Below are 25,967 nucleotides of genomic sequence, written 5' to 3'. Positions count from 1 at the left end.
CACATCTGGGCCTGGTCCCACTGGCGACGCCGCCGCCAACACCAGGCCCGCTTATCGCACTACCGCCGCGGCCACCCACTCGACTGATCCGAGAGTGCCGTTGCAGTACTGCGCGAAACCGACTGCAGAGAGTGCCCGATCAGTCCCGCGCGGCGACTGAGCGCCGCCCTGTTGACCCTGCTTATCCGCGCCCGCCACGCGGCCGTGTTTGTACATGTCTGCGGGTCAATCGCACGCCCACTAGAACATTGCCCGATTGTGATCGAAGACGCGCTATCCCGCCCGATCCTGAGAACTATCCGTAGCGGCCCAAAGGTTCGGGCTGTGCAGCCCCGCTAGCCGGCGAACCCGGGGCACAGGTTGGTGGTGGCGGCGCTGACGAAAAGCACGCCCTGGTGGAACTGGTAGATGGTCTCGACCGCGGAGATCTCGTCGAGTACCGAGGTGCCGCCGCGCAGGTGATCGCAGGTCGCGTACCCGGCGGCGACCATCTCGTCGGCCTTCTTACCGGGCAGGGTGGCGTGGTTGATGCTGATCTCCTCGAGGAACGAACCCTCGGCACTCGGGTCGGCGGTGGCGATGGTACCGCCCAGCACGGTTGCGCCGAGCGCGGCGGCGGTGACGGCGGTCGCGACGGCGAAGGTGCGGAAGCGGTTGCGGGTGATCCCCATGATGTGGTTCCTGTTCGAGAGGTGTTGTGCCTGTGAGATCTAATGATTCCGTCCCGGCGCTCCCGGAAGTAGCCACCCCAGGGATGAGTCGGCCACCCCCTGTGGCGCGCTGGACGCACGGGGAAGGGCCCCGGTGCGCGGACGGGGCCGCGCTCGATAGCGCGAGGTTTGTTTTTCCGGTTCTGGTCGGTCTGCTGTCGGTCGCGGGCGGAGCGTCCTGGACTGATGGTGCTCGGGAACTATCGCAACGCCGCTTCGATCTGGCGTAGCTGACGTTGCCAACAAAGCGGGGGCGATTCATGACCGGCGAGTTCGTTGCCGACGGCCCGGCACTGACCGGTTTCCGGGAGCGCGCGAGCGCTCCTGAGGTAAGCCCGGCGCCGACTGCGCGGGACTGGATGTCGGCCACCAGGAGTGGTTGGGCGAACCGGTGTCTGCCGATGCTCATGGCGAATCAGAGCGGGTGGGTGCTGCGCAATACGTGTGCTGTGAGTGCGGTGTGGACGGGGGAGGAGGGCCCGAGCGGTGTCAGCGTAATCGCGGACCCGCCCGACGCCGAGGAGCTGGTACCGACCAGCCATTTCGGGTCTGGAATTCTGACCGGCACATCCCGATCGTGTTCCGTACCCCGCCGGGCTACGACCGGGCCGGCCAATTGGCCCAAGGACGGGCCTGTCCGCGCTCGAAGGACTGATCGAAACCGATTGAGGCGAGCGCGAGTTTCACCATGAACTGGAAGTTCACCCGGCCGATGACGCCGGTGTGCTTCGCTCTCGGCGAGCCGATTTGTCGTCGCACTCAACAGCAGCGGCACCGAGCGATGGGTGGACGTCGTCGACATGTCCACGATGGCAGGATGCGCTGCACTGCAGCGAACCGCAGCAGCGATCCTCGAGTTCTGCGGCGAGTAGATTCGTTTTCCGATACCGCAGCATGGGTCGCTGCTGCTAGTTCAAGTTGTGGTTGGATCGCGCAGTGATCAACCGCAGGCCCTTCCCTGGCGCCAACTTGGCGCTGATTGTCGAGTTGACCTGCCGCAATGCGTGGGTGATGCACCTCTTGTGCCGACAAGAGAATTATGTCAAGTAGATGCTTCAACCTCGTCGCCCAGCTTCGTAATCGGCGACCCACGGCCATCCGTTGAACTGTACCCCTCCACGAGAAGGGGTGTGACGGTTAGATGTGCGAACCATTAGTGACATCCGACGGCGAAGCGGGAATAATTGAGACCTGGCTTTGGGCAAGCTTGCTAGGAGCTGCGAACCTGATGGGGGTTGTGGTCCAAATACGCTGTCCTGCCGCACGCCCGTGCTGACTCGTGCAGGTCTGAATATGTGAGGATCCGAGGCAGGATGCGTGGAAGCCCGCCAGATACGACGCGGTGGGCGGCGTTTGGGAATCTGACGCTAACGGTCCGAGTTCTGCGGCGGACCATTACGGAAAGGTGCAATCAGATGAGCTACGACTACGTCACTGAAGAAGTCAAGGATGCGTCGGTGAAAGACGCAATTGCAGAGAAAAAGCGCACAGCGTCCCTTAGTGCCGCCAAGAGTTGGCATAAGAGCAGTTTCTATTCCGACATCAGCTATCTGGTCGATCTTGCGAATGCTGACCCTCCTTCGAAACCGGGAGAATTCCTCGCCGTTGCCGGGCAAAACGGATTCTGGGGATTGTATTACTACTGATGCTGGTCGGAGTGACTACTTACACTCGCCCTGGCGACGAAACAATACCGACCGAGAGGAGTAGCCGGCACATTGACTTGCCCACCGTTTGGGTTCCAGCCGAAAGGCCTGATGCTCAACGGGCGACGCGGCGGTGTAGGTGCCGATCTGCGCGGTCAGCGCGGCGTCCTCCGCGGCCGACGTCGTCGAGATCACCCGCCGCTGAACTTGGCCCAGCGGCTTGATAACAGCCGTGTACGCCTTCGCGGCGGATGCGGTCGCGGGCAACCCGACTCGTTCGGCTGCGCTGCGGTCGGTGAGCACCGGGGTGAGTTCGGCTACCACCGGGAGCGGCGGGGTCGCAGCGAGCATCCCGCGCAGGCATCCGCACGACCCACCTGATCCATCGCCGGATCGGAGCGGCTGCCTGCACGATGTTTGCGGGTGTGCTCGCGCGCGGGTGGTTGGAGCCCATTGTTGAGTTCGCCGACGATGAGGTCTGCGCAGTCGGTGGCGGCCCGTGGGCCGGTGCCGGCGTGAGCAATTGCCCGAAGAGCATGGGTGTAGGAGGAGAGGATGGTGTCGAGGGCAGCGCCGGGATGGCCGCGGGGTGGCCGACGGGATGGAGGTGGAAAAGTCCGAGCACGCCGATGGGCAGCCCCATATCCCTGGCAGCCAGCCTTCGCCGCCCCTCGGAGGTGCTGCTAGTCCGCCTTGTACGGCGTATCCGTCAGCATTCGAACGAGCGCGTGGCTTGTGTCGGGATCGTTGCATTTGATCGCTTGCCCAACGCTCGTGCCATCTTCCGTATTATCTTCGATCAGAACCGCCCAGGTCAGCGTGCCGGCTCCGCCAGGTTCTACGTGATCAGGGTCGACTCTTTCAACCGTGTACTTACCCTCTGTTCCGGTATCGCTGTCCTGGTTGATCATAAGAGTGCCTGTACCCCAGTTCTGAAAGCGGATGCTGACACTGCAGGGGATCGGCGGTACACCCAGCGTGACGGCTCGATCTTCCCGTTGCGACAGTACGATCCACGGCCGCGTCGCTTCATCATCGGTGCCTGCAGCCACAGCATTCATACTGACAGGGGCGTCGGCGGTGTTATCGGCTGTGAAAATCCATTGTTGGCCGGAGCAGTTGAGTTCTATGAAAATACGGTGGACGCCATGGCCCTCGTCTTCAACGAACGCGGTCCCGGCTGGATCCTTTGTGTCTGTGCCGTCGAACACCTCGACGGGAGCGCCGGACAACTCGACCGATCGACCGCCCCCGGCTCGAACCGACATCGTCAGCGCTGACAAGCTCACCGGCCGCGCCGCCACCCGCACATGGAATGTGTCTCGTCCCACTGTGGTGAAGGCGAACTCGGCGGAGTCTCTTGCCGGTATGCTTCGAGGGGCGTTCCAGCCGTATGGAAATAGTTCGACAGCCATCAGAAATCTCCTACGTTGTCGCGCCGCCGGTCGGATGGCGGCATTCTCTGTCGAACCTGGGCCATAGCCGCCCACGCGTCCGGCAATGTTTTTCATCTAGTTCTTTCGGACAGTGCTTTCATGCTCACCAACGTCTGTTCTCATCGCGACTTTGGGGGCTTCGGGATCGCGGTGCAGCGCCGACTACCGCAGGCGGAGCCGGCGAACCACGGTCAAGAATGAGCGATCAATTTGTGGCGGCAATACTCCCTCTCGCAAAGGCTATTCAAGCTGATGGGATCGCCGAGGAACGTGTTGCACTTCGGTTGCCCTGGGGGGCGTGAAATGCACGTATTGCACGGTCCCCACGGCTGCGGAGGTGCTTTCGGTTCCTCTCGCTCGATTTGGATTCGTCTGTGACCGTCGTCTTTGTCATTGCATTCGATTTTGTGGTCGAGCAATCCCACTTTGCCTTCCAGCGCTCGGTAGACGAGCTTCCCTTCCTCTCCGGGCTCGACAACGTCGGGCTCGACGGATTCGAGTGTGAATATGTCGCCCGGTAGTGGCTGACCTGGACTCTGGGTAATTTTGAGCGTGGCGGTTCCGCAGTTTCGGAACCGAATCTCCGCGCTCTCTGGCGCAGGCTGAAATCCGTGCGATTTCAGGGTTATCTTTCCTTTGGGCAGATCGATCCATGGCCGTAGGGTGTCACTGTCGGGATCGTCGGTACCGGCGGCCGCGACACTGACGCTCGCGCTGGTGTGGGCGGAGTTTTCTACGAATAGCGTCCACTGTTGGTCCTGGACGTTGAAGGTGATCTCGATGTGGTAGACCCCGTTCCCCTCATCGATCAGGGAGGCGGTGCCTGCCGGCTGATCCGGGTCTTCGTTCTCGTCGAGCACGTCGACGGCGGCTCCGGCGCTCAACTCGAATAGTGCGCCCGCGCCGGCTTGTAGGGAAAGTGTCATCAGCTCGGGATCGACGTCACGCACCGCGGTCCGGATGTGGATTACTCCAATCGGTGATCTTGCGGGGAAGACGACCGAAATAGTGTCTCCAGCAGGTACCTTCTCGGGACTGCCCTGCCAGTCGTCGGGGAACAATATGAACAAGATATCCATCGCTGGTCTCCCTCGGTCTCGGGGGATCGTTGGGTCTTCGCGGCTACGATTCGATGCGGCTCTACAGCGGATCCGAGCAATCCGTGTGTTTCGCCGGCGGTTCCATGGGGTGTACGGCGCCTCCTTCTATTTACCGAAATGAGTGTGTGGGTCATGCCCACAGTTCCGGCACCTTGCGGGGTCCCCCCAGATACCACCTGGTTCATAGTCGCGGCAGGTACACCCTGGAGCGCTGCATGTGTTGTGGTCCGTCGGGCCTGTGTCTACCAACACGACCGTGATCAGTGTGTGCTCAGGATTGGGGTCGTTGCACTGCAGCTGGTGGGTTATCACCGGTGGTCCGTGGGGGTATGCGATTGTTGGGAAGCCGATAACGCATTCCACCTCGAGGCTGCCCACAGCGCCCGGTTCCAACTGGGAGGGCAGGTCGCGTAGCACATACGGAGAGTCCGGGCCGCCGAGGTGTACTCCGATGGGCTCATCGATCCAGAGGGTGGTGGTACCCCGATTGACGACCGTAGCGGGTGGCAAGTTGGGGTTGATGAATCCGCGTTCGACTGCGACGTGGAGCCAAGGCACCAACGTCGCGTGATCGGAATCGCCTGCGACCGCGTTGATCAACACTGAGAGTTGGTCGGTGTTTTCGATCGTCAGGGTCCAGTCGAGTCCGGTGCTGTTGGGTTGGATCTCGATGAGGTGCAGTCCGTTGTCCTCGGCGGTGATCGAAGCCTCCCCCGCTGGTTTCGGGTATCCTTTCTCGAACACGTCGACCCACTGCCCTTCCCCTAGTTCCACCGGTTCCCCCGCTCCGGCCTGTAGGCGGAATGTGAGGACGTCGCCCCGGTCAGGGCGCATCGCGACGCGGGCGAAGTGGGATCCGTCTTCGGCTGAGACGGTGAAGGTGAACCGAGCCGAATGTTGGCTTGCCAACTGGTGTGTTGTGGTCCACCCGGTCGGGTAGAACTCAGTCGACATGGCTGATGTTTCTTGTGTCGAGTTGGCCGCTGGGGCCGATGGCGATGATGTCGGCGTAGATCAGCCGCGCCGGCCCGTCTACGGGCGATCCGGAATCTGGTGTGGGCGGGTAGCTTTCGGCTTCGGTGAGCACGATTCGACGGGGCCGTCCGCCGGCTTCGGGGACGTGGATGCTGAAGGTGTTGTTCAATTTGTCGCTCGCGGTGACCACGGTGATCCACCCTGGGCTGCCGATCACCTCCGAGGCGGGTTGCCCGGACGGCGGTTGGCCGGAATCGTCGTCGTAGACCTGCACTTCGGCGGTGACGACGCTGCGGTCGCGCGGCGCCACCGAGCCCACCCCGGTAAGCCGAAGATTCAACTGCTGATTTGCTGTATCCGGCGTGATCTCCAGCTGCCGATCGGGCAGCAATTGAATCGGCTCGGTGCGCGTCACCTCCGAAAGCGCCAGTTTCCTCGTGTCCGTGGTGCGGGCCTGGTAGCGGGCCAAAGCCAACTGGACGAACGGGCAGTACGCTCGACCCGGGTAGGGTGATAGGTCCACGTCGGCGTACCAGCGCCGGGCCGTGCTGTCGGGCTCCACCGGGTAGGCGACACCGGGGTGGCTGGGGCTCTGCGCAGTGTCGGCGGTGAAGGTCACAGGTGCGGCGAGGTGTTGCGCCATCAGTAACGTCGGGATGGCGCTACCCAGCCACACCGGGTCACGGCCGACGAAGCTACGGTCAGGGGGGACTTCGACGCCCGTCGTGGATGTCGGACTGATCAGGACGGCCAGCATCTCTTCGGCGCCGCTCACGTACCACGGTGGTTGCAGATACACCCGTATACGCCCACCGCGGCGCAGCCGACGCACCTTGCCGTCGGCCGTGACGTCGGTCGACCAGTGGAAGGAAGGCACGCAGTGCGAGACGTCGGGCGCCGGAGGGCGCGTGGTGCTCGGCACATCCACCTTGAATGGGGCGACCACCCGGCACGCCGCGGCCGATGCGCCGGGGTAGCAGTCTTCGAAACGCGACACCGCGGTCACCGTGTAGGTGATTTTGCGGCGGCGGGTGTCGGCGAACTCGTGCCTGATGACCGGTAAAGCCTTGCCGCGCAGCGTTTGCTCGACGGTGAAGCTACCCAGCGCGACGGTGCGAGTCGTGCCGCCGGGGCCTAGGCCAGGGGTCTGGTCGGGGTCCGTCCAGGCGGCGCTGATTTCCAGACGACCAGTACTCGGGATGTGCACCTTGAGTCCCGAGGTAACCAGCACGGCGTCGGTGCCCGCCGTGGTGCGGCGCGCGTCCAAGTTTCCGGTCGGTGCGGCGAGCGGCTTCTGTACCGCGTGCACCAAAGTGAGTTCGCGAGACGGGGTCACCAACGCGTTCCCGCTTTCGGCGATGCCGCGCGCCACGTCGTCCTCGGCAAGCCCGCCACTGATCCAGCTCGCCACGCCGAACTTGCCGACGTCCGCCGGCTTCATCGTCGAGAGGATGTTCAATGTGAGCTGCTCTGCGCGGCCCAGCTCCACTCTGACAACCCTGTGGTCCGCTGACGTTGTTGCCTTGCAACCGGACTCGACGGCCACGAGATCCAACCGGATGGCGGCCCGGTCGGGCCACGGCGCCCAGGCGGGCCGGGTGGGGATGCCGTGAATGGCAGGCAGCGGATCGCCGTCGGGATCCGGCGGACGACGTTTCACCGCGATGACCACGCGCTGGGCGCCCGGATCGGGCAGCCATGGAGCGTTCATCGTGTCGCTGGGGACCACGACGTAGCGAGCTTCTCCGCTTCCCTCTAGGCGTGCGCCTGGGATATCTGTCGCCGTCTTATCCGCGCGCGTGGCGATCGCGAAGAATTCGTCGATTTGCTGGTCGGTGACGTGCGGGCCCAGCGCCGCATCGAAGACGGAATGCTGCAGCGCCAATTCCAGCGAGGCGGACGGACAGACCAGGTGACGGCGTGCGGTGGCGCGAGTGTCGTCGACGACCATCCTGTCCAGCGCCTCGCCGGCGGCCAGATTGGCGCCCGGGAGGACTTCCGGCGGTGGGATGGGTTCGAATCGCTGGTGTGTGAATTCCAGTGACTGTGCGTTGTCCGCAGGCAGCAGTTCGCTCGGTCCGAGACCGCCGCCGGCGAGGTCGGCGATGCGCACGCGCATGCGGTACGTGCGGCCGAACCGCAGTCGTGGCAGGCTGCCCGGCTCGACTTTGTCGCTGGCTCGGAAGGGCGGATCAGCCGGCGTGGGCGGCATCGAGTCGCCGGTAGGCACCGTGCGGCCGGGCCGCTGCACGGCCAGGCTGTATCCGTCCCATCGCGCGACCAGTTCATGGACGTACAACCCGTCGTGCGGACCGCCACCGGTGGTCAGCGCGTCAGGGCGAATATAGCCTTCCTCCAATACCTCTGAGCCCAGGGGTTGCCCGCCGACGGTGTAGCTCACACGACGCTGACATGTGGACAACCACGTGCCGACGTCCTGGATGTCGATGCGGTAGCCGCCCACCAGGTCTCCGGCCAGCAGGGGCTGCGCAAGCAGATCCGACGAGGTTGCCGCGCTGCGACTCATCCGTTCGCGCATGGCGCTCGCACGGCCCCGGTCGACCAGCGCCACACCTGCCGACCGCAGGGCCGGCAGATTTCCTGCCACAGCTCGGGCGTCGCGGCGATCGGCGCGACCCCCACCCACCATGCGCAGCGCGGCACCGTCGATGTCGAACGCCAATGATTCGAAGCGGGATCCGGCCTCCTCACCGAGTCCGGCGCTTCCGATCGCCAACACTCCGTCGGCGATCGGGCTGCCGGTGGAGTCGGGGACGAAGCGCGTACCGGTCACGACGTATGCGGTAGACGGTGAGAGGTCCGGCCGAGTGGGATCGTCCGCAAGGCCGGTATTCGTCCACCCCGGCGGTTCGGCGGTCGACCACATCGGGCGGACGCTGAGAAGCTTCTGCCCGTTGAGCACGCTCGCGTCGATACCGAAGTCCAGTAGCAGACCCAGCGCCCGCAGCAGAACTGGATGGTCAGCTAATTGCGCCACACTAGTGTGGAATTCGCGCTGCTCCTCGGCCGCGGCCAGGCGCGGCTCCAACGGCGTCACGTCGCGATCACGCCGGTAGAAGGCGAAAGCTTGATCGAGCGCCGAGGACAGCACTCTCCTGTGGTCCTCGGTATCGTCGGTGGCCAGGCTGCCCTGCCATTCGGCCGTCGCATCGGCCAAGGCACGGTGCAGTTGCTCGTCGCTGCCGGGCGCCGAATACCGGGCATAGGCTCTGCCCGTAGCGCTATAGGCGTTCCGAACTTCCGTCACCGCCGCCGCCGCCGGGAAGACATGGATGGGCCTGCCGGCATAGGACACGGCCCGATACGGCCTCACGGTCATATTCGCGCCGAACACCGCGGCCCACGCCGATAGCTGTTGCTGGAGGCTGAAGCCGGGCGGAATGCGGTGCACCTCAACGGGATCCACCGCAGCGCTGCCGCAGGTGAACGTGAAGCCGGTGCTGTCCAGCCACTTCGGCCATGTGTCCAGCCCGAAGCTTTTCAATGTCAGCGGTGCGCCACTCGGCCCGAACAGGCGCGGGGTGAGCAGCACTGACACCACACCCACCTGTCGGCCCAGGTGTGGGATGATGCGGCCCGCCGGGATTGCGGTCCAGACGAACTGTCGACTCAGTACGGCGGCAGGCTCCATGTCATTCTCCCGCGAACGCCCGGCAGTATGTCCGCCAGGGATAGGAAGTTCCCACTGGACCCAGCGTGGCCGCCACGGACGACGCCGGTGGCGCAGCGATGGCGGCTCGCTCCGGCGCCAGCATGTCGGGGCCGGCGAAGCTCTTGCGGCAGGTGAGTTCAAAGCTTGCCGACCACAATGTCAGGTCGATGACGACAACGAGTTTGGCGGATCCTTCCAGCCTGTTCGGGGTGTAGGTGAGGCTGAGAGTGAGTTCCACGGCCACCCTGGCCAGCCCGAGCAGGTCGATGCTGCCACCGATGCGCAGGTATCCGGTGATACTGACGCGACGGTCGTAGACGAACACGATCCCACCGAAGACATGGACTTCGGCTGCCACTATGGCGAAGTCCACCGCGACACTGGCGCCGAACTCGATGCCTCCTACCAACTTGGTCAATCCATCTGGTTGACCACCGGCAGCCACTGCCAGCTCGAGGTAACCGCCGCCACCAAGGCCCGACACCGTGACCAGGAACGGCCGCTGCCGGGTAGCGAATTTGAAATCGATGGTGAGTGGCTTGTTGACGAAAGACAGCGTGACACCGGCCTCGATCGCCAGGTTCGTCAAGCTGAAAACTCCGACCGAGACGGCAGGCACGGCCGCCACATAGCGCACGGCGACCGCTGTCGGCAGAACCGAAACTTGTGGTTCAGCACCGGATTTCAACATGAAAGATTGCAGCGTCCGAACGAAGCGCAAGGCGCCGTCGAGGCTGACTCTACGCACGTCGACCGTGACGGTGGGTTGTGCAGTCGGCCCAGCCGACCGGCTTGTGAAGGCTACTTCGTACAGCTCGATGACCACGACCTGTCGTGCGCGATCGGGAATGTTCAGCGAGAAGTCCGTCACACGGCCCTTGGTCTCATCCGGGCCCGCGTCAAGGCTCAGCGTCGAGGTGGGGCCCGGTACGAACGGGTCGACCGGTTTGGCCGCCGCGCCGGACAGCTGTTGTGTCCACTGCAGCCGGGGCGCCCCATTGCGCCAGCTGATGGCTGGTTGATCGGTGACCGCCTGGATCAGATTGTTCAATTTGATGACACCGAACAGGGTCGCGTCGTCGCTGAACAACGCGGCAGGGCTCGGATAAGGCTTACCAGACGGAGGCTTGACGATCGGTCCGCGGTCGCGGGCGACACCGTTCACGGCGGGCATGCTGGGCGTGGCTACCGCACCGGTGGCAGCGCCAGCCTCGGCGAAGTCGATCTTCGGGGTGTCCACAAGGTCGAGCAAGACGGTCGCATTGGGATTGCTCAATACCTGTGCGCTCAACGTTGCGCGGATTTCTCCCGGCGCCTTGGCGCCGATCAGCTTCTGCAGAGCAGGAAGTGCCACCTTCAGCTGGGAAAGTTTCGGGTGGGTGCCGTTGGGTGCCTGGCCGATGCCGAACTCGGCGGTGAGCACATGCTGAATGGAGTCGCTCACCGGCTCATAGCCGTTGGCGCCGGGAGTCACCAGCAGCGGGATAGCGCGGTCGATGCGCGCCGCCGGTCGTCCCGGCACGTTCGGGGGTCCTTGCTTGTACTCGTCGTCCAATTTCTGGGATCCTGCCGGAGTCCCGTCGGTCACAAACAGCAGGGGCAACGTGGCCGCGACGGTCTCCCGCCCTGACTGCAGGATCAGTGCGAAGTCGATCGGGTCGCCGTGTTGTTGCGGCCAGAACATCTGTTTGCCCTCAGGCGGGCCGTCGACTTCCCATGTCAGCTGGCCGGCGAAGCTCACCTGCTGGAATGGGAACGCCCGCTCGTGGTTACCGCCCGCACCGCCGCCGAAGTCGCGCACCGGCTCGGTGATGACCAACGTATGCTTCTCCTGCAGCGCGGCGGGGTGACTGGTCTGTTCGCCGAGCATGTCGGGTCTGAAGACCCGCTCGAACGTCTCGATATGCACCACACGGTGCCCGAATGGGAACAGTCGCCCGCTTTTGACGACGCGCACGTAGTAGTCGCGACCCATCGCAGCGCGGTGGCTCCATTTGAGTTCCGGAGTGCCGCCGAACTCGGCGGTCAGTGAGAACCAGGCACCCAGACTACTGAGGATCAGCCGGTTCGCGGTGACCGGCAGTTGGGCTGCTCTCTCGACTATCAAGTCGACCGTCTCGTTGTCCGCATCCAACGGCGTTTTCTGGAATGTGTTCTGGCGGTGTAGGGCGCGGAACGGGCGCAGGGATACCACCGGGCCTCCGGCTCGGTTGAGGATCTGGCAGTGCCACAAGCCAGTAACGCCGCCTGTGCTTTTCACCGGCAGCGGTGCCGGGGCGCACCGACCTCCCGAGGGCAGCGCCATCAGCAGCCGCCACGGCAGTTCCAGCACCGAACCAGAATCCGGTTGGCCCTCTGGGGGCCGGAGTTCACGAGCGGTCATCGCGTCGAGCACACCTTGCACAGACAGGGGTATGACTGTGCCTGGAGCAATTTCGAACCGCAGCCGCGACGGGCCGGCGGAGCGTGCTTGACTGCTCTCGCTGGCTTCTTCGGCCATGTGCTGCGGAGGGAAATTGACATCCAGACGGGCGTCTTTTCCCGCGATGAGTTCCGGCGCGCCGTGCCCGTTCACGCCGCGTCGGAAACCGCTGTCTCGTATGTGGACATGCAGCAGGTCGTCGGGCCGCAGCAGCGTGTACCCGGCGAGGGGGCCTGCCCAGGCATCCACCAGCTGCCACGGCGACCAGGCGCGTGGGTCATGCAGGTCCCCGAGCGCGGAATCGTAGCGGCGATGCATCAGACCGGCAGGCGCCCAGAGGGCGAAAATTTCTGTGCGTGTACTACTGGTGGCCGCGGCGGCGAGTATGTCCTGCCGATCACCGTCGGAGGTGATGATGCCGCCCATGTCCCGCCACAGTGCGGTCGCAACTGTTCGGATCCACAGGCGCTGCTCTCGGCCCGGGGCCAGAATCAGTTGATTCGCCGACGCCGCGAACGTGTCCGAGAATGGACGATCACCCAGGGGAAGACCATCCAGATCGGAAGGGGCTCCCCAGGAGCCGGTGTATCGCCAACGGCGATACCGGCTTCCGGGTGGATTGGCTGGATTCGTAGCGTACAGTTCGAATCCGCCCGAAATGGGCATCGTGCGCAGCCGTCGCGAAGGTCCGCCTTGCATCTGTATACGCGCATTGTCTTTGATTCGCCAATGCACGACCCCAGCGCCGACGGTATAGACGATATGGAGGTCGTCGGGGTTCGTCGCTGCCGTAGCAAACCCGGATGTCACGCTGTTGTCGGGGAGAGTGCGAGATGCCCAACCCGAGGTCCAGGCACCGCCAGCGAATCGCTGGTGGTAAACGTTCGCTCCGGAACGGGTGAACAACTCGATGCGATCCGTGCCCGAGGAAGTGACGCTGAGCCAGTCGGCCGAGGGCGCCGCCGCGCCCGGTATCGGCGGCCGACCGAGCCGTACCCAGCTACTCCAGATGAGTTGAGAGGTTGCGTTATCAGCACGGCCGGGGCGATGCCAAACTACGCCCTGCTCATCACCCACAAACAAGTCGACCGTCCCCGGCTTGCGACAGCAAGCAGCCAGTCCGTTGATCGTATGCTTGATCATGAGCCCACCGCTCTCATAATCGCCCCTGTGGCTATCTTACAGCAACAGTGTGGATCGGTGTATGCCCGCAGCATTGAGTATTCGACTACTCGAATTCGCGATCACGCCCCACGCGGCGATCCAGGCCATCGCGCCCTCCCCGCTGCTGCGCCGCGCTGGCGGCAGGCGGAAAGCCATCGCCATCGACTTCTTCCTGGCCGTCGACGTTCAGGCCGATTCGGCCCACGTTCAGCTCAAGAAGCCATGCCTCGAGCGACGAAAGAATCCTACCGCGTCGGCATGTCGAGAGATGTACGTCGAACTCAATTGTGGGTGAGCGCCGCCACCTGAGTACCCGTCTACTCAAGTCCGGAATGGCAAAAGAGTGGCAAATCGAGTAACAGTGTCGCCACCACTGTCGGCACCAGGTGGACGTGCCTTCGCGCGGGGTGGCGGGTCAGTTCTGGTATGCCTTGACTGCGGCGACGGCGAGGTTGCGGGTTTCGGCGCAGCCGGGCCCACTGACCTTTACCGCCTGGATGCGGTCTTCGGGTGTACCGTCCCAGCCTCTGGTCGGGAACGGCTGAGCGACACCGACGTAGGCGCGTCCGGCTGGTCGGAAGCCTCCAACGCATCATGCGCATCCTGCCCGACAACGCACCCGCCACCTACGACCCGACCCGCCTTACCGGCCACGCCGAGCAAACGCTCCTCACCATGCTCACCACCACACCGGCCGCCCACAGTGACCTGCAGACATGGGCGAGCCACGCATACACGCTCGCCGAGCCCCTGGAACGCTTCTTCGACGGGGTGCTGTGCTCGTCATGGCTGATGATCCCGCCGACCGCGCGGCCCGCCTCGGACTGCTCGCCACGGTGTTGCACCGAGCGCCCGCCGGGCTTGACTGGCGAGCGGTCCACCGCCTGTGCGGGTAGGGCGACCTGCCCGGGCGTACGACGCTACCCGCCCGCAGCATACCCAGACGACGCGAGTTTGCTCGGCCTTTGCGGGAATGCTTGTCCCCGCATTTCGTGCCCTACGACATGGTGACGAGCTCTAGGCCTGGAGTGTCATGACGCTTTCCGAAGAACCACTGCGGCTCCAGGACATTCCACAGGCGAGCAGCCGGGTCGGAGCGAATCGGTGACTCGATGGGTGACACCGGTCCGAGATAGACCCTCCTCGGTCGACGTCTGGCCGCAACCGGGAGTGTCAATCGGCTGGAACGGGGAGGTCAGGGCAGAGGGTGATATAGTCGATGTCCGGCGATACCCATCGGTTCCAATCCCGGTGACTCATGTTCGTGGAGAGCTTATTGCAGAGTTCGTCGGGCCAGGTCGAGGGAGCTGGCCAGATCCAGTAACCGTCGACTCCGCTGGTGACGATCACCCGGTTGTCGGCGCTGACCTCGACGGAGTAGATCTGGAGCAGCGGGCCGTGAAGCGATCCGCCGATTGCTCGTCCGGACTCGGTGTCCCACAGCCGGATCGTCTGATAACTGCTGGAGACGATGTAGCGGCTGTCGCGCGTGAAGGCAACTTGGTAGGAGCCGATCTCCGGAACCTTCATCAGCTCGCCGATCGGCGCGCCGGTCTCGGCGTCTCGCCGTAGTAGACCAGCTACACCGCCGGTGACGATATACCGTCCGTCCGGACTGACTGCCGCGGAGGTGAAGCCGTTTTGAATTCCGCTGTCCTGCACGGCAATCGGCAGCCGCGTGTGTATATCCCAGGTGCGCAGTGAATCCGAGCTGGCTGAGATAACTCGGCGGCTGTCCGGGCTGAACAGCACAGTGCTCGCTGAGTACTGGTGACCGCGCAGTGGTGCTCCGATCATGGAGCCGGTATCGATGTCCCACAGCAGGATCGAGTGGTCGTCGCATGCGCCCGCGACCACGCGGCTGTCGGGGCTGATGTCGAAGGTCACCATCTTGCCGGGACAGCCGCCGAGTTGTTGCCGCAGTGGTTGCCCGGTTCCGGAGTCCCACACGCGTAGGGCCGTCGCGGACATGGACACCGCACGGCGGCCATCGGGGCTGAATAGCACCCGCAGGATGCTGTCATCATGCTTGACATCGCTGTTGCCGATCGATCGGCGGGTGGCGGTATCCCACAGCAGGACCCGACCACGGTCGTTCCCGGACGCGACCCGGTGGCCGTCGGGGCTCAGCGCGACGCTCCCGATGGGGTCTCCGCGGGGATCCTGCTGCGCCCCGGGGGCGATCATCTCCTGGTAGGCGCCGGTCGTGGGATCCAGGAGAAAAACGCTCCCTTCATAGGCGCCCAGCACGGCATGTCGGCTGTCACTGCCGTAGGCGAAGGATTGTGGGCGAACTTGTCGACCGTCAGGGGCGTATCGGCCGGGTGGGTCCAACAGGCTGTGCCCGGGTGAGGCACTGGACGCGAAGTTCCACAGGCGCAATGTTCCGTCGATGCCGGCGGAAAGGATTCGAGCGGTGCCGGGGACGAAGGACGCACTCACGACCGCGCCTCCGTGGCCGACCATCGGTTCGCCGATGGGGTCTTGATTCGACGAATCCCACACTCGCACAGTCCGATCTGTGCCAGCGGACACGATCACTGTGCCGTGTGGACTGTAGGCGACGCTTTCCACTCCACCGGTGTGTCCCGACATCGGTTTGCCGATAGCGGCCCGGGTATGGGCGTCCCATTGCTGCATGGCCGGGATGCCCTCGGGCAGATACGGCGCGTACAGCGGAGATTTGCCCAACCCTCCGGTGCCGGTGACAAAGCGTGTGCCGTCGGGGCTGAACGCGACGCTTTCCACGGGCTGCTGGGTGGGGACCGGATCGCCGATGAGCTGACCGGTGGTGGCGTTCCACATCCGCAGTCGACCGTTGTGTTCTTCGATTTTGGCCGTCATGGAACCCGTAATGATCTCCTGTCCGTCCGGACTGATCGTGACATTGCGAACGATTTCATGGCCGATCGAGGTCATCTCGCTGACCGGACGCCGCGACGACAGGTCCCAGAGCTGGAACACGCCTTCCACTGAATCCAGTGCATCTACACCGACGAATCCGGCCACCGCAACGCGACGACCGTCAGCGCTCACGGCGATGCGATACGCGGACCGAAATACGCTCAGCGGATCCCCTGCCAATCGCCCGGTGTCAGCATCCCAGGATTCGACAAGTCCGCCCGCGTCGTTGGCGCCCGCGGTGACGAGGCGGCGGCCGTCTGGGCTGAAGACGATATCGGCCAGTTCGTCCTGCCCGGTGTCGATCGAATACAGCCGACGCGACGAGTCGAGGTCCCACAGCTGGATGAAGATCTTCTGGCGCCCGGGCGCAGGTTCTTGCTGCAGGACCGCGACGCGGTGCCCGTCGGGACTGAGGGCGCTGCGGATGATGGTATGTCCGGTGTCGAAGATCCGGTAAGTGGTCGACAGACTGTCGAGCGTTGTCAGTTGCACACCCGGATCGGCGGTCATCGACAATCGTTGGGCCGCCAGCGTCTGCATGATCGCCCGCAGGTCCTCGCGATTGCTGCCCGCTGCGAGCAGCGACTGAACCTCGGCCCCGAGCCTGGCCGAGGTCGCCTCACGAAATCGGGCGGCGACCTCGTGTTGACCGATAACGCTGCGGACCAGGGCGAAGGCGGCGACCATCGCCACGATGACGGTCACAGCGAGCACGGCGCGCAGAGTACGAGCGCGTTTGCGCAGGACCTCGGCGTGTGCTCGCGCCGTCTGCAACTCAGCCTGTCTGCGTTCGTCCTCGGCGCGGGCCTGGGCCTGTTCGCGGCGATGCGAGGCACGCAGAAAAGCGGCGGCAGGGCGCAGGCGGTGCCCGAACTCGGGGGTGTCGGCGAGGTGTTGCGCCGAGGCCAGCCGTAATCCCTCGAACAGCCAGCCCTCGTCGCGGTCGTGCTGTTCCCAGGCCGTCGCCGCCCGTTCGACGCTGTCGGCCTCCTTGAGATCCTCGGCTTGCTCGCGCAACCAACCGGCCAGTGAACCCCATTGGCGGAAAAGGCTCTCTGTCGCCACCTCGACAACCGTTTCGCCGCCGAGTTCGTCCTTGACCAGTAGTCGTCGAGCGACGAACGCGTCGAGCAACGGACGGGCATCGGCGGGTAACTCCGCCCAGCGAGCCATCCGCCGCAGCGGCTGGTCGGTGTGCGGGTCGATGGTTGCGAGCCAGGGAATGAACGCGCTTCGCAACGTGGACAGTTCGATCCGGCGGGCCGCCTCGTCGCCCGACAGCAATGTGTCGATCTCGCTTTGAACGACCCGGTGCATGCCTCCCATCGCGTGGTAGTCGGCCAGGGAGAGTTCGCCGGTGTCGCCGTAGTCGCGGTAGAGCCGCGACAGGGTCAAGGCGAGCAGTGGGAGCGTGTCGGCGCCATCGCTTGCATCGGCCAACAGCGCCTCGACGAAATCGGGTGAAAGTCGGACCGGCTGTCCCGCCGCCGTGGCGCGCGCCGCCGGACCTGTGATGACTTCCTTGAACTGTGTCGCGGGCATCGGCTTGAGGTCGCTGAACTCACGAGCTCGGAGTCCGATGAGCTGCGGTGCGGTCTGCATCGGCTCGTAGCGATCGGAGCGAATGGTCACCATCACGACCATCGACAGGCCCGCAGTGCCGATCAGCTCCGCCAGCAGTACCAACAAGCCGCTCGCCTCGGTTCCGGCATCGGGTGCGAAGAGTTCTTCGGACTGATCGATGGGCACAACGAGCATCGGGGCATCAAGGGAATCAGCTGCCGCGGCACGTGTTTGAGCCTCTCGCAGCCACCCTGCGACGGTGCTCGGCACGGGCTGCACGCAGGATGCTTTGATCTCGCCGAGCGTCGGCGAGCGCATCCCGAGCCCACTGCGCACTTGATGGATCGACACGGCCAGACCGTGGTCGCCGGTCAGAGCGGCGCGTTCGGGTCGCACGACACCACACACCAGGAAACTCGCGGTGTCTCGTCGCAACCTGGGCAGGAGCCCGGCGCGCATGAACGAGGACTTGCCCGTTCCGGAAGGACCGAGCACCACGAACAGATTTTCGGTGCCGGAGTGCCGGATGCCGCGCAGAACATCCATCGCACGCAGGATAGCGGTGTCCCGGCCGAAGAAGACCGCGGCATCCGCCTCCTGCATCGGCTCCCAGCCCCGGTACGGCGCGCGGCGAGGCTCATCGGTCGGCGGCCACGGAAAGTGCTCCGCGCTGATCCCCGCGTCGCGCAATCCTCGAGCCAAGAGATCGAGCCCAACCTCGTCGAGCCCACCATCATCGGTGTACAGGTTGCAGAACTGCCACTCACGCGCGATCGTGCCGCCGGCGCGCGGGTCCAACCGTGCGCAGAAGATGCGCTTATCCAAGGCCTCGGCGAGTCGGAATTCCGTGGCGCACTCGTGCGAGGCCTCCCAAGCCGGAGAGATGAGGCAGATGACCGCCTCACAACGATCGACCGCACGCGCCAGCTGCTCCTTCCACCGGACTCCAGGTGGGATCCCGCTGTGTGGATCGACGTCGAGGAAGATCTCGCCGTCGAGCCCTGGGTCGTGTTCGATCAGCCACTCACGCACCGCGATCGCCTGTTCCCGGTCTCGACTGGAGTAGCTCATGAATACCCGGTACATCCCCACCACCACGAGTCGGCCGAAAACTCAGCGTCTCCATTGTGGCGTCAGTGGCCGAAAGGGCAACTCGGCTTCCGGAGACCCTCACGAAGAGAAGGCCCGAAAATACCTGGGATCTGTACTACCGACAGCGGCCCGAGGGATGTTCGCGCCCTCAACGGGACATGCCAGCGAGGTACGCGGTACCACGCAGAGCCCTGGTAGCCGCTACTCTCCCACCTCCGGACGCTGCCCGCGGGCTCGAACACGGGCACCGCGCTGACCGGCCGGCCACGACGTGACCTTACTCGGCCTGCCGCACGGCCAGCCCGCGGCCATCACCGCCGACTTGCCCGAATCCACGGTGCCCACCGACTGCGGCGACTTCCGGCTCACCGAACCGAACGCCCGGGAGCTTCATCGCTGAGCCATCCACCAGCCGCCCCCCTTGCTAGCCGCGTATCCCTTCGCGGACAGCTGCATGGAAGAAACTCTGCCGCTGATTCGTGAACCCAGCGACGAAGGCTTCCGGTTGAGAGGGTGTTCTGAGCACCGACAGAACCCCATTCCCGACCGATCGAACCGCCCACCCGTGTCAGCGCCTCCGCTTTTGACCGACTAACTACGCAAATTTTGCGGATCTGCGGTGTCCGGACCATCTCAGGGGCCCTAAAAGAACGCATCCTCCGCAAATTTGCAGAGGATGCGTGACAAAACGTGTCCGGAGGGGGAGTGGACCACTGCGCACACGTGCTTCGTCGACGACAGATCCTGCCCCTGGCGTGAGGGCCAGACGGCGGTGTCTTTCCGTCGGAATGGTGGGCCGCCGACAACCGCCCGGCACAGAAGGTGGTCGGAACCGAAAACCGGATTTGCTGCTATTCGAAGACTTCCGCGTGCCACCAGCGATCGGAATCGCTGAACCAGGGGCCGACCCGGTCCGCGTCGAGGACCCGTAATTCCTTCAGATCGATGTTGTACCTGCGGTAGAGCGCTACGAGCTCGCGCAACCCGTCTTCATCGACCGCATCGAGATCTACGGTGAGGTACAAGGTGCGCACCCGTCCTTGGTAGGACTCGATGCAGGAGATCTTGTCGAGCCACCCGAAAAACGCCGCCTCGTCTTGCGGGGAGTAGTAGGTGACGCCGGTGGCCTCGATGACCACGGTGCCGGTGCTGTTCATCGAGACTTCCCGCCTGGGTACACGTTCGTATAACCACCTTTCTTCTCTTGCACGTCCCAGTGCGGGCCACCGTGCGCTGTCGAGCCTCGACCGGTTGGCACCCACACACGGCCATCCGAGTCGAGCCAGCCGGACCCCTTACCCGCCGCTGGCGGCCAGGTAAGAGTCCTCATGTTGGTCGGGATTTCCATGTTCTCTGGTTCAGCGGTGTGTGGTGAGCGTTCGGGGCGGTACTGCTGTGGAATGGGTGCGGTAGAACTCGAGGTGGGCTCGGGCTGTTCGGTCCCAGCTGAACGAGGCGGCGAGGGCTTTGCCGTGCTCGGTGCGGCACGGGTCGGGAACCAACGCTCGCGCGAGTTCTGCGGCCAGCTCGGCGGGAGTGGCCGCGTAGCTGATGGCCTCGCCGAATACCTCGCGCAGCACCGGGAGATCGCGTGCGACGACTGGGACTCCGGCGGCTAGGGCTTCCATGGCAGCGAGCCCGAATCCCTCTTTGGTGGAGAAGAACGGGAGGAGGGTCGATGCCGCCACGAGTGCGGGGAGTTCGGTGTGTGGGACGGTGCCGAGGATGGTGGGGCGGATGTCGAGTTCGGTTGCGCGAGTATTGAACTGGGTCCGGTAGTCGCGGTAGTCAAAGAGTGTTTCGCCGCCTGCGAAGACGAGGTGCAGGTCTGGATGATCGTGCCGTAGCAGGGCGAACGCCTCGAGCAGGTCGATGCTGCCTTTGCGGGGTTCGATGCCGCCGACGGCCACGATGTACCGGCCGAGTCGGCGTCGCCAGGCGGCGCGGGCATCCGTGGCGTCGGGAGAGTCATCTGCGGCGGCCGCGAAGCGGTCGTATTCGACGCCATTGGGAATCACGGCGGGGCGCAGAGCCCACCCGGCCTGAACCTCGGCCGCGACGGCGGCCGACACGCAGATGTGTGCGTAAGGCTCGACGATGGCGCGTTCATGGCAGCGGGCGAGTTCGGGGGTGGTGAAGTTGTCGAGGTGGTGGATGGTGCGGATGCGGCAGTCGACGGCGTTGGCGCTGATGCAGTCCTGTGCGTGCACGATGTCGTAGTCATCGGGAGTGAACGCCTGCCGCAGTACGTCTATGGAGCGCATGATTCGCGTCCCGACCTGTTCGCCGTCGGCACTGGTGAATGGAACGACGCGAATTGTCACGGAGGAATCCACGGGGCGGAAGAAGGCCGCGTCCCCGCCACGTCCGAGCGTCCATACGGTGACATCCGCGCCGAGCCGGGCGAGCGACTCGGCGAGATTGAGCGTATGCACGACCCCTCCACGGGGTTTGGTGGAGTACGTGAGAAGTGCGATCCGCATCAGTAGCCGCTCTTTTCGGTCATCAAGTTGTGGTAGGCGTCGACACGGCGTTCGTCCAGGTGCCGCAGGACGCGCCGGGCTCGCTCGACCTCGGCATCGATGTCGAGGTCTGCCACCGCGAGGCCGCCCTTGGACCAGGTTTTGGCGAGGACGTCACCGCCGGGGCCGACCACCTTGGCTTGGCCGAGGAAACGCAGGTTGCCGGTGATTCCGGTTTGATTGGACGATGCGAGAACAACCTGGTTCTCGGCGGCGCGGGCCTGGTCGTACAGGTCGAAGAGGCGGGATTGCCGATCGTTGGGCATCCGGGAGGCGCGATCGGTGACGCTGGCGGGCCAGGCCGACAGCGCCGCGATGGTGCGGGCACCGTCGAGAGCGAGAGCTCGCGCGGACTCCGGGAACGTCTTGTCGTAGTCGATGAGCATCCCGATCCGGCCGACCGGGGTATCAAAAGCCGCGAAGCGATCTCCGGCCGCATACGCGAGGTGTTCGCCGGCCGGCTGGTGTACTTTGCGGTGGCGGCCGAGCACCCCGTCGCCGGTGAGGCATACTGCGGCGTTGTAGCGGACACCGTCTGCACGTTCGGCATAGCCGACGCAGATCGTCATATCCCCGGCCAACCGGCACAACAGCCGGAACTCGGGTCCATCCGGGTCGATGGCCTCAGGCCCGGCGGCCGGATCCGGGTTGCGGAGGTCTCCGATGTAGCCGCCGAGGCTCGCATCGGGTAGCACGAGCAGATCGACGCCGTCCTGGGCGAGCCGGTCGATGATACCGGCGATCTTGTCCAGAGCGCGGGCGATATCTGCGCCGAAATGCGCTGCGACAGCCGCTATTCGGGTGACGGTCATTGGTCCGCCTCAGGCCGCCGCAGTGGTGCGGGCGGTGGCGGTGATCTGCCCGGCGAGGTGCTCGGCGTCGCGGGCGATGGCGGCGAAGCGGCCCGAGCCCCAGGTGTGCAGCCAGGGCAGCCCGAGAAAGTACAGCCCGGGCGTGGTCGTGACGCCGCGGTTGTGGCACGGGTGACCCTCACCGTCGAAGACGCCGACGCGCAGCCACCGGTAGTCGGTGCGGAACCCGACCGACCACACTACCGACGTGATATTGCTCGCCGACAGATCGAGTTCGGTGATCTCGCGCTGCGGACGCCACACCGGGCGGTACCGCGGTTCGGTGGGCGCGTCGATACCAGCACGGGCGATATAGGTGTCGATGGAGTCCTTGATGCTCTCGGCGACGGCGTCGGCGGCATCGAGGTCCCGCTCCAGCGACGGCTCGAAGTACGCTGTGCCGCCGGCGACATCGACCATCCTGCCGTAGAGCGCCATCCCCTCGACCGCGAATTGGCGCAGGTCGATATCGCGGCCGCCGTCTCGACCGGTGACGTAGTGGTTGGTGTTCTCCCGCTTGCCCAGCCCACCCGGCTGATCTTCGATCGGAATGTCGTAGTGGCCCATGTCCTCCAGCCATGCGACGCAATCACGGCCCCTGTAGAAGCGGGCGACACGGGGCGCGGTCCCGACCGCGAGATGTACCCGCCGACCCTCCAGATGGAGGTCCTCGGCGATCTGTGCTCCTGATTGGCCGGTACCGACGATGAGGACGGCGCCGTCGGGCAGGTCCGCAGGGCTGCGGTATTCGGCGGAGTGGAGTTGCTGGATCGAACTCGGCATCCGCTCGGCGAAGCGGGGCACGATCGGCGTGTGGTAACCGCCTACTGCGACCACCACCTGATCGGAATGCAGTGGGCCCGAGGTTGTCTGGATGTCGAAGCCGCCGTCGACCGATACCGTGACCGCGGTGACGGCGACGTGTTCGCGAACCGGCGGATCGAAGGTGTCGGCATAGGCGCGGACCCATGTGTAGACCTCATCGCGTTTCATGAAGCCGTGCGGGTCGGGTCCGTTGTAACGGTAACCAGGCAGCACACACTGCCAGTTGGGAGTGACGAGAGTGAAGTTGTCCCAGCGGGTGTCGCGCCACTCGTGGGCGATGGTGTCGCGCTCGAGGACGACATGGTCGATGCCGCGAGTGGTCAGATGCCAGCTGATCGAGAGCCCGGCCTGTCCCGCGCCTATCACGACGACGTCACGGTGTTCCACGGTGGTACCGGAGTCTGTCTGGGGGGTCACGGTTTTCCTCCGGTGTTTGGCGCCTCGACCGACGGCGGAGTCATCGACAGCACGCGTACCGTGCCCGGTGATGTCCGGGCCTGTGCTGCGCTTGCTTCGATGGCGTGCAGGGTCTGCATGGCGGAGGTGCAATAGAAGCCGAACTTCTCGCGCACCCGCTCGGACGCGCTGTTCAAAGCGCTCGAGGCACGGGTCAGGAAGTCGTCGATCGGATAGTCGACGCCGGTGGCCAGATGATCATGGATCACCAGCGAGGGCGAATAGCAGGACTGGACATTGCCGTCCGGCCAGCGGATGTCGAATGCCACCTCAGGCATGGATCGCCTCCAGCTCTTCAGGCACAGCGGGCTGCCCGACCACGCCATGGCGGGCGACGACACTGTGGTAGAGCTCGGGGCGTCGGTCGCGCAGGTTGTACATGCCGCCGCCGCGTGCCAATTCGAGTGCGTGATCGACGTCGACGGTCGCGGTGGCTAGACCGGGTTCGGTACCTGTGGTGGCGAGCAGGTCGCCGCCGGGGCCGACGATCTTGGCGCTACACACGAAGCGCAACGAGCCGAACGTCCCGGCCTGGTTCGACGCGACCCACACCACCTGGTTCTCGACTGCGCGAGCGCGGTCGAAGATATCGAAGCGCTGGGTCCAGCGGTCGTCTTCGAGTCGTTCGGTGGTGGCGGTGCGGGCGGTGGGCCAGGCCGAGAGCGAGGTGATGATCTCCGCGCCGTCCAGTGCCAGCGCTCGTGCGGCTTCGGGGAATGCCTTGTCGTAGCAGATCTGCATGCCCATGCGGCCGACCGGGGTGTCGAAGGCGCGATATTCGGATCCGGCAGCGTAGCAGAGGTTTTCGCCGAGGGGCTGATGTACCTTGCGGTAGGAGCCCAGAACCCCGTCGCCGGTCAGTGTCACGGCGGCGTTGTAGCGGAGATCGCCATCGGCTTCGCAAAATCCGAGAGTGACGACGAGTTCACCCGCCATCGCCGCGATGCGGCGCAGTTCCGGGCCGTCGAGGGTGAGCGCCGGCGGCAGACTGCGTAGACGGCGCTGCTTGGCCTCCTCGCTCTCCCCACCGCCGCCCAGGCTGGGCAGGTAGCCGCCCAGGCAGGCCTCGGGCAGCACCAGTAGTCGGCTACCGCGTTGCTGCGCCTGTTCGATCAGCGAGCCGACGGTGGCGTAGCAGGCCTCCATGTCGCGGCCGAATTCGGCGGCGGCCACGGAGATCGATAGTTCGGTCATGAGTGTCCCAATCCGGTTACCGCGCTGTCGAGCGCGTGAGTGACTTCTCCGTCAGGCCAGCGCAGCCGCACGCCGGGAGTCGCGCTGAGCACGCCGCACACGGCGGTCGTCGCCGGGCCTACCGGGTTGACGGGGGCGCCGGGGCGATCGGCGGTGAGCATCGCGAAGCCGGGGAAGCAGGTGATCCAGTCGGCCAGCTCGGCGCCCGGCGGGCGCGGGATGCGCGCCACATCGAGTTCGACCCCGACACCGCTGGCCTCGGCGAGCATGCCCGCGGTCCCGGCGATGCCGGCCATGCTGACATCCTTCGCGGCCTTCGGACCGGTGTCCGAGACGAACCGGCCCAGTGCCCGCAATTCCGTGCCGCTCCGATGTGACGACGAATCCCATTGTCGCCCGGTATATCCGGACCGCCAGCCGCCGCCCAGGTCAGCGGTCAGCCGGAGCTCGTCGCCGACCTCGCCGCCCCCTCCTGGCACCGGCCGGGCGGTACGGCCGAGCGCGGTGACCGACAGCGCCGCCGGGACACCCAACTGGGTGTGGCCACCCAGCACCGGCACCTCCCAGATGCGGCTGGCGGCACCCAGGCCCCGGAGCACCCGGGTCAGCAGCGACCGGGTGGGCGCGGCGACCGCGTCGAGAAGGCCGATCGGTTCTGCACCCATCGCGGCGAGATCGTTGAGGTTGACCAGGGCCGCACACCATCCGGCCCATTCCGGGTCCCGTTCGACCATGGAAGGCAGGATCGCGTCGCACGCGGCGACCAGGTCGCAGCCCGGGACCGGTGCGCCGTCATCGCCTCGGAATCCGACGCCGCCCAGTGTCATCGGCCTATCGCCCAACTCGGACAGCGCTTGCCCGAGCATTGCCTTGGTGGTTCGCGCCAGCCGCTCGATTCGGTCGATCGGCCAGCGCATCTTCAGGTGCGGTGTATCTGCCACGGTGGTTTCGGCGAGCGCTGTCCACCCGAGTTGGGAGAACAGCGACCGGTAGCGGGTTTGCACGGTGGCCTCGAACCGAAGAACGTTATGGGTTTCGGCATAAGCGCACGCCGCTTGCACGAGTGCGCGGCCCACACCACGGGTGCGACGCCCGCAGTCCACCACCAATCGACTGCCGGTCCACCACCCGAGGTCTTCGGTGGTGGCCGGTGCCAGGCGCACTCCGCCCAGCAGGGCTCCGTCCGGGGCGATCGCGACCAGGATCTGGGCCCTGGGGTCGTCGTCGATGTCGTCGGCGTCGCTGCCTGCGAACATGCCCTGCTCTGTAACGAAGTTCTCTCGGCGCAATGCGCGATAGACGGCGACATGTCGGGTATCGGCGAGCTGGATGAGGAATCCGCCTGCGGGGTCGGCCGGGGACGGATATCCGGAAAGGACGCAGTAATCCGGCGATGAAGCACGTATCCCGGACAGTTCGTCGATCCAGGATCGG

General features: G+C 65.1%; 20 protein-coding genes. 5 read left to right on the top strand and 15 right to left on the bottom strand.

All coding sequences use genetic code 11. The annotated features are described in order from the left end of the window. Positions 1 to 335: 335 nt before the first annotated feature. Complete coding sequence (locus ACL03I_RS33135) at positions 336 to 671, bottom strand: DUF732 domain-containing protein (protein WP_412807906.1); 336 nt, start codon at positions 669 to 671, stop codon at positions 336 to 338. A 299-nt stretch (positions 672 to 970) separates the two neighbouring features. On the opposite strand from ACL03I_RS33135, the gene ACL03I_RS33130 reads away from it, so the two are divergent. The 3 genes from ACL03I_RS33130 (at position 971) to ACL03I_RS33120 (ending at position 2,356) form a co-directional block, all read left to right on the top strand. Further along, positions 971 to 1,402: a DUF6065 family protein gene (locus ACL03I_RS33130; protein WP_355081024.1), complete on the top strand. Its 432-nt coding sequence runs from the start codon at positions 971 to 973 to the stop codon at positions 1,400 to 1,402. Then, entirely contained in the window at positions 1,375 to 1,650 is a 276-nt protein-coding gene (locus ACL03I_RS33125; RefSeq protein ID WP_412807939.1) for a DUF6065 family protein, read from the top strand. Before ACL03I_RS33130 ends, ACL03I_RS33125 begins: the two co-directional genes overlap by 28 nt. A 475-nt stretch (positions 1,651 to 2,125) precedes the next feature. Beyond that, on the top strand, positions 2,126 to 2,356 hold the full coding sequence (locus ACL03I_RS33120; RefSeq protein ID WP_355081022.1) for a hypothetical protein: 231 nt from the start codon (positions 2,126 to 2,128) through the stop codon (positions 2,354 to 2,356). 15 nt (positions 2,357 to 2,371) lie between these two features. On the opposite strand, the gene ACL03I_RS33115 is transcribed toward ACL03I_RS33120, so the two are convergent. The 5 genes from ACL03I_RS33115 to ACL03I_RS33095 form a co-directional block, all read right to left on the bottom strand. Beyond that, on the bottom strand, positions 2,372 to 2,707 hold the full coding sequence (locus ACL03I_RS33115) for a hypothetical protein (protein ID WP_412807905.1): 336 nt from the start codon (positions 2,705 to 2,707) through the stop codon (positions 2,372 to 2,374). 332 nt (positions 2,708 to 3,039) lie between these two features. Then, positions 3,040 to 3,771 carry a hypothetical protein gene (locus ACL03I_RS33110; protein ID WP_355081019.1) on the bottom strand — a complete coding sequence of 244 codons (732 nt, stop codon included), beginning with the start codon at positions 3,769 to 3,771 and terminating at the stop codon, positions 3,040 to 3,042. 212 nt (positions 3,772 to 3,983) lie between these two features. After that, entirely contained in the window at positions 3,984 to 4,871 is an 888-nt protein-coding gene (locus ACL03I_RS33105; protein ID WP_412807904.1) for a hypothetical protein, read from the bottom strand. Between the two features lie 964 nt (positions 4,872 to 5,835). Next, positions 5,836 to 9,519 carry a hypothetical protein gene (locus ACL03I_RS33100; protein ID WP_412807903.1) on the bottom strand — a complete coding sequence of 1,228 codons (3,684 nt, stop codon included), beginning with the start codon at positions 9,517 to 9,519 and terminating at the stop codon, positions 5,836 to 5,838. A gap of 1 nt (position 9,520) precedes the next feature. Beyond that, a complete protein-coding gene (locus ACL03I_RS33095) occupies positions 9,521 to 13,105 on the bottom strand; it encodes a PLL family lectin (protein WP_412807902.1) in 3,585 nt (1,194 codons plus the stop codon). A gap of 61 nt (positions 13,106 to 13,166) precedes the next feature. Between ACL03I_RS33095 and ACL03I_RS33090 the strand changes: the two genes are divergently transcribed. After that, positions 13,167 to 13,421, top strand: a complete 255-nt coding sequence (locus ACL03I_RS33090; RefSeq protein ID WP_355081009.1) for a hypothetical protein — start codon at positions 13,167 to 13,169, stop codon at positions 13,419 to 13,421. A gap of 878 nt (positions 13,422 to 14,299) precedes the next feature. Here ACL03I_RS33090 and ACL03I_RS33085 read toward each other — a convergent pair. Continuing rightward, a complete protein-coding gene (locus ACL03I_RS33085; protein WP_412807901.1) occupies positions 14,300 to 18,664 on the bottom strand; it encodes an nSTAND1 domain-containing NTPase in 4,365 nt (1,454 codons plus the stop codon). Between the two features lie 292 nt (positions 18,665 to 18,956). On the opposite strand from ACL03I_RS33085, the gene ACL03I_RS33080 reads away from it, so the two are divergent. Then, positions 18,957 to 19,085, top strand: coding sequence for a hypothetical protein (locus ACL03I_RS33080; protein WP_412807900.1), 129 nt, complete (start codon positions 18,957 to 18,959; stop codon positions 19,083 to 19,085). A 451-nt stretch (positions 19,086 to 19,536) separates the two neighbouring features. On the opposite strand, the gene ACL03I_RS33075 is transcribed toward ACL03I_RS33080, so the two are convergent. From ACL03I_RS33075 to ACL03I_RS33040, 8 genes are read right to left on the bottom strand one after another with little or no spacing between them, the layout of a single operon-like run. After that, on the bottom strand, positions 19,537 to 19,842 hold the full coding sequence (locus ACL03I_RS33075; RefSeq protein ID WP_355081005.1) for a hypothetical protein: 306 nt from the start codon (positions 19,840 to 19,842) through the stop codon (positions 19,537 to 19,539). Then, on the bottom strand, positions 19,839 to 20,015 hold the full coding sequence (locus ACL03I_RS33070) for a polymorphic toxin type 37 domain-containing protein (RefSeq protein WP_412807899.1): 177 nt from the start codon (positions 20,013 to 20,015) through the stop codon (positions 19,839 to 19,841). Before ACL03I_RS33070 ends, ACL03I_RS33075 begins: the two co-directional genes overlap by 4 nt. A gap of 28 nt (positions 20,016 to 20,043) precedes the next feature. Further along, positions 20,044 to 21,168 (bottom strand): MSMEG_0565 family glycosyltransferase, encoded by a 1,125-nt coding sequence (locus ACL03I_RS33065; protein ID WP_412807898.1) that lies wholly within the window; start codon positions 21,166 to 21,168, stop codon positions 20,044 to 20,046. After that, on the bottom strand, positions 21,168 to 22,019 hold the full coding sequence (locus ACL03I_RS33060) for a carbon-nitrogen hydrolase family protein (protein ID WP_412807897.1): 852 nt from the start codon (positions 22,017 to 22,019) through the stop codon (positions 21,168 to 21,170). Before ACL03I_RS33060 ends, ACL03I_RS33065 begins: the two co-directional genes overlap by 1 nt. Positions 22,020 to 22,028: 9 nt before the next feature. After that, entirely contained in the window at positions 22,029 to 23,300 is a 1,272-nt protein-coding gene (locus ACL03I_RS33055; protein WP_412807896.1) for an MSMEG_0569 family flavin-dependent oxidoreductase, read from the bottom strand. After that, positions 23,297 to 23,617, bottom strand: a complete 321-nt coding sequence (locus tag ACL03I_RS33050; RefSeq protein ID WP_412807895.1) for an MSMEG_0570 family nitrogen starvation response protein — start codon at positions 23,615 to 23,617, stop codon at positions 23,297 to 23,299. Before ACL03I_RS33050 ends, ACL03I_RS33055 begins: the two co-directional genes overlap by 4 nt. After that, the gene (locus ACL03I_RS33045) at positions 23,610 to 24,533 is read right to left on the bottom strand and encodes a carbon-nitrogen hydrolase family protein (RefSeq protein WP_412807894.1); all 924 of its coding nucleotides are present in this window, start codon (positions 24,531 to 24,533) and stop codon (positions 23,610 to 23,612) included. The genes ACL03I_RS33050 and ACL03I_RS33045 overlap by 8 nt, the downstream gene beginning before the upstream one ends. Next, entirely contained in the window at positions 24,530 to 25,957 is a 1,428-nt protein-coding gene (locus tag ACL03I_RS33040) for an MSMEG_0567/sll0787 family protein (protein ID WP_412807938.1), read from the bottom strand. Before ACL03I_RS33040 ends, ACL03I_RS33045 begins: the two co-directional genes overlap by 4 nt. Positions 25,958 to 25,967: the final 10 nt, after the last annotated feature.

Origin of the sequence: Nocardia sichangensis (assembly GCF_047200615.1) — a bacterium.
In the GTDB taxonomy this organism is placed as follows: domain Bacteria; phylum Actinomycetota; class Actinomycetes; order Mycobacteriales; family Mycobacteriaceae; genus Nocardia; species Nocardia sichangensis.
Note: the sequence above shows the minus strand (reverse complement) of the source record. Positions and strands in the feature narration are given on the sequence as shown.

What these genes read in the sequence shown, in the direction of transcription:
- ACL03I_RS33135 (WP_412807906.1), bottom strand. Translation starts at nt 671, where the DNA reads ATGGGGATCACCCGCAACCGCTTCCGCACCTTCGCCGTCGCGACCGCC.
- ACL03I_RS33130 (WP_355081024.1), top strand. Translation starts at nt 971, where the DNA reads ATGACCGGCGAGTTCGTTGCCGACGGCCCGGCACTGACCGGTTTCCGG.
- ACL03I_RS33120 (WP_355081022.1), top strand. Translation starts at nt 2,126, where the DNA reads ATGAGCTACGACTACGTCACTGAAGAAGTCAAGGATGCGTCGGTGAAA.
- ACL03I_RS33115 (WP_412807905.1), bottom strand. Translation starts at nt 2,707, where the DNA reads ATGCTCGCTGCGACCCCGCCGCTCCCGGTGGTAGCCGAACTCACCCCG.
- ACL03I_RS33110 (WP_355081019.1), bottom strand. Translation starts at nt 3,771, where the DNA reads ATGGCTGTCGAACTATTTCCATACGGCTGGAACGCCCCTCGAAGCATA.
- ACL03I_RS33105 (WP_412807904.1), bottom strand. Translation starts at nt 4,871, where the DNA reads ATGGATATCTTGTTCATATTGTTCCCCGACGACTGGCAGGGCAGTCCC.
- ACL03I_RS33100 (WP_412807903.1), bottom strand. Translation starts at nt 9,519, where the DNA reads ATGGAGCCTGCCGCCGTACTGAGTCGACAGTTCGTCTGGACCGCAATC.
- ACL03I_RS33095 (WP_412807902.1), bottom strand. Translation starts at nt 13,105, where the DNA reads ATGATCAAGCATACGATCAACGGACTGGCTGCTTGCTGTCGCAAGCCG.
- ACL03I_RS33090 (WP_355081009.1), top strand. Translation starts at nt 13,167, where the DNA reads ATGCCCGCAGCATTGAGTATTCGACTACTCGAATTCGCGATCACGCCC.
- ACL03I_RS33085 (WP_412807901.1), bottom strand. Translation starts at nt 18,664, where the DNA reads ATGAGCTACTCCAGTCGAGACCGGGAACAGGCGATCGCGGTGCGTGAG.
- ACL03I_RS33075 (WP_355081005.1), bottom strand. Translation starts at nt 19,842, where the DNA reads ATGAACAGCACCGGCACCGTGGTCATCGAGGCCACCGGCGTCACCTAC.
- ACL03I_RS33070 (WP_412807899.1), bottom strand. Translation starts at nt 20,015, where the DNA reads ATGAGGACTCTTACCTGGCCGCCAGCGGCGGGTAAGGGGTCCGGCTGG.
- ACL03I_RS33065 (WP_412807898.1), bottom strand. Translation starts at nt 21,168, where the DNA reads ATGCGGATCGCACTTCTCACGTACTCCACCAAACCCCGTGGAGGGGTC.
- ACL03I_RS33060 (WP_412807897.1), bottom strand. Translation starts at nt 22,019, where the DNA reads ATGACCGTCACCCGAATAGCGGCTGTCGCAGCGCATTTCGGCGCAGAT.
- ACL03I_RS33050 (WP_412807895.1), bottom strand. Translation starts at nt 23,617, where the DNA reads ATGCCTGAGGTGGCATTCGACATCCGCTGGCCGGACGGCAATGTCCAG.
- ACL03I_RS33045 (WP_412807894.1), bottom strand. Translation starts at nt 24,533, where the DNA reads ATGACCGAACTATCGATCTCCGTGGCCGCCGCCGAATTCGGCCGCGAC.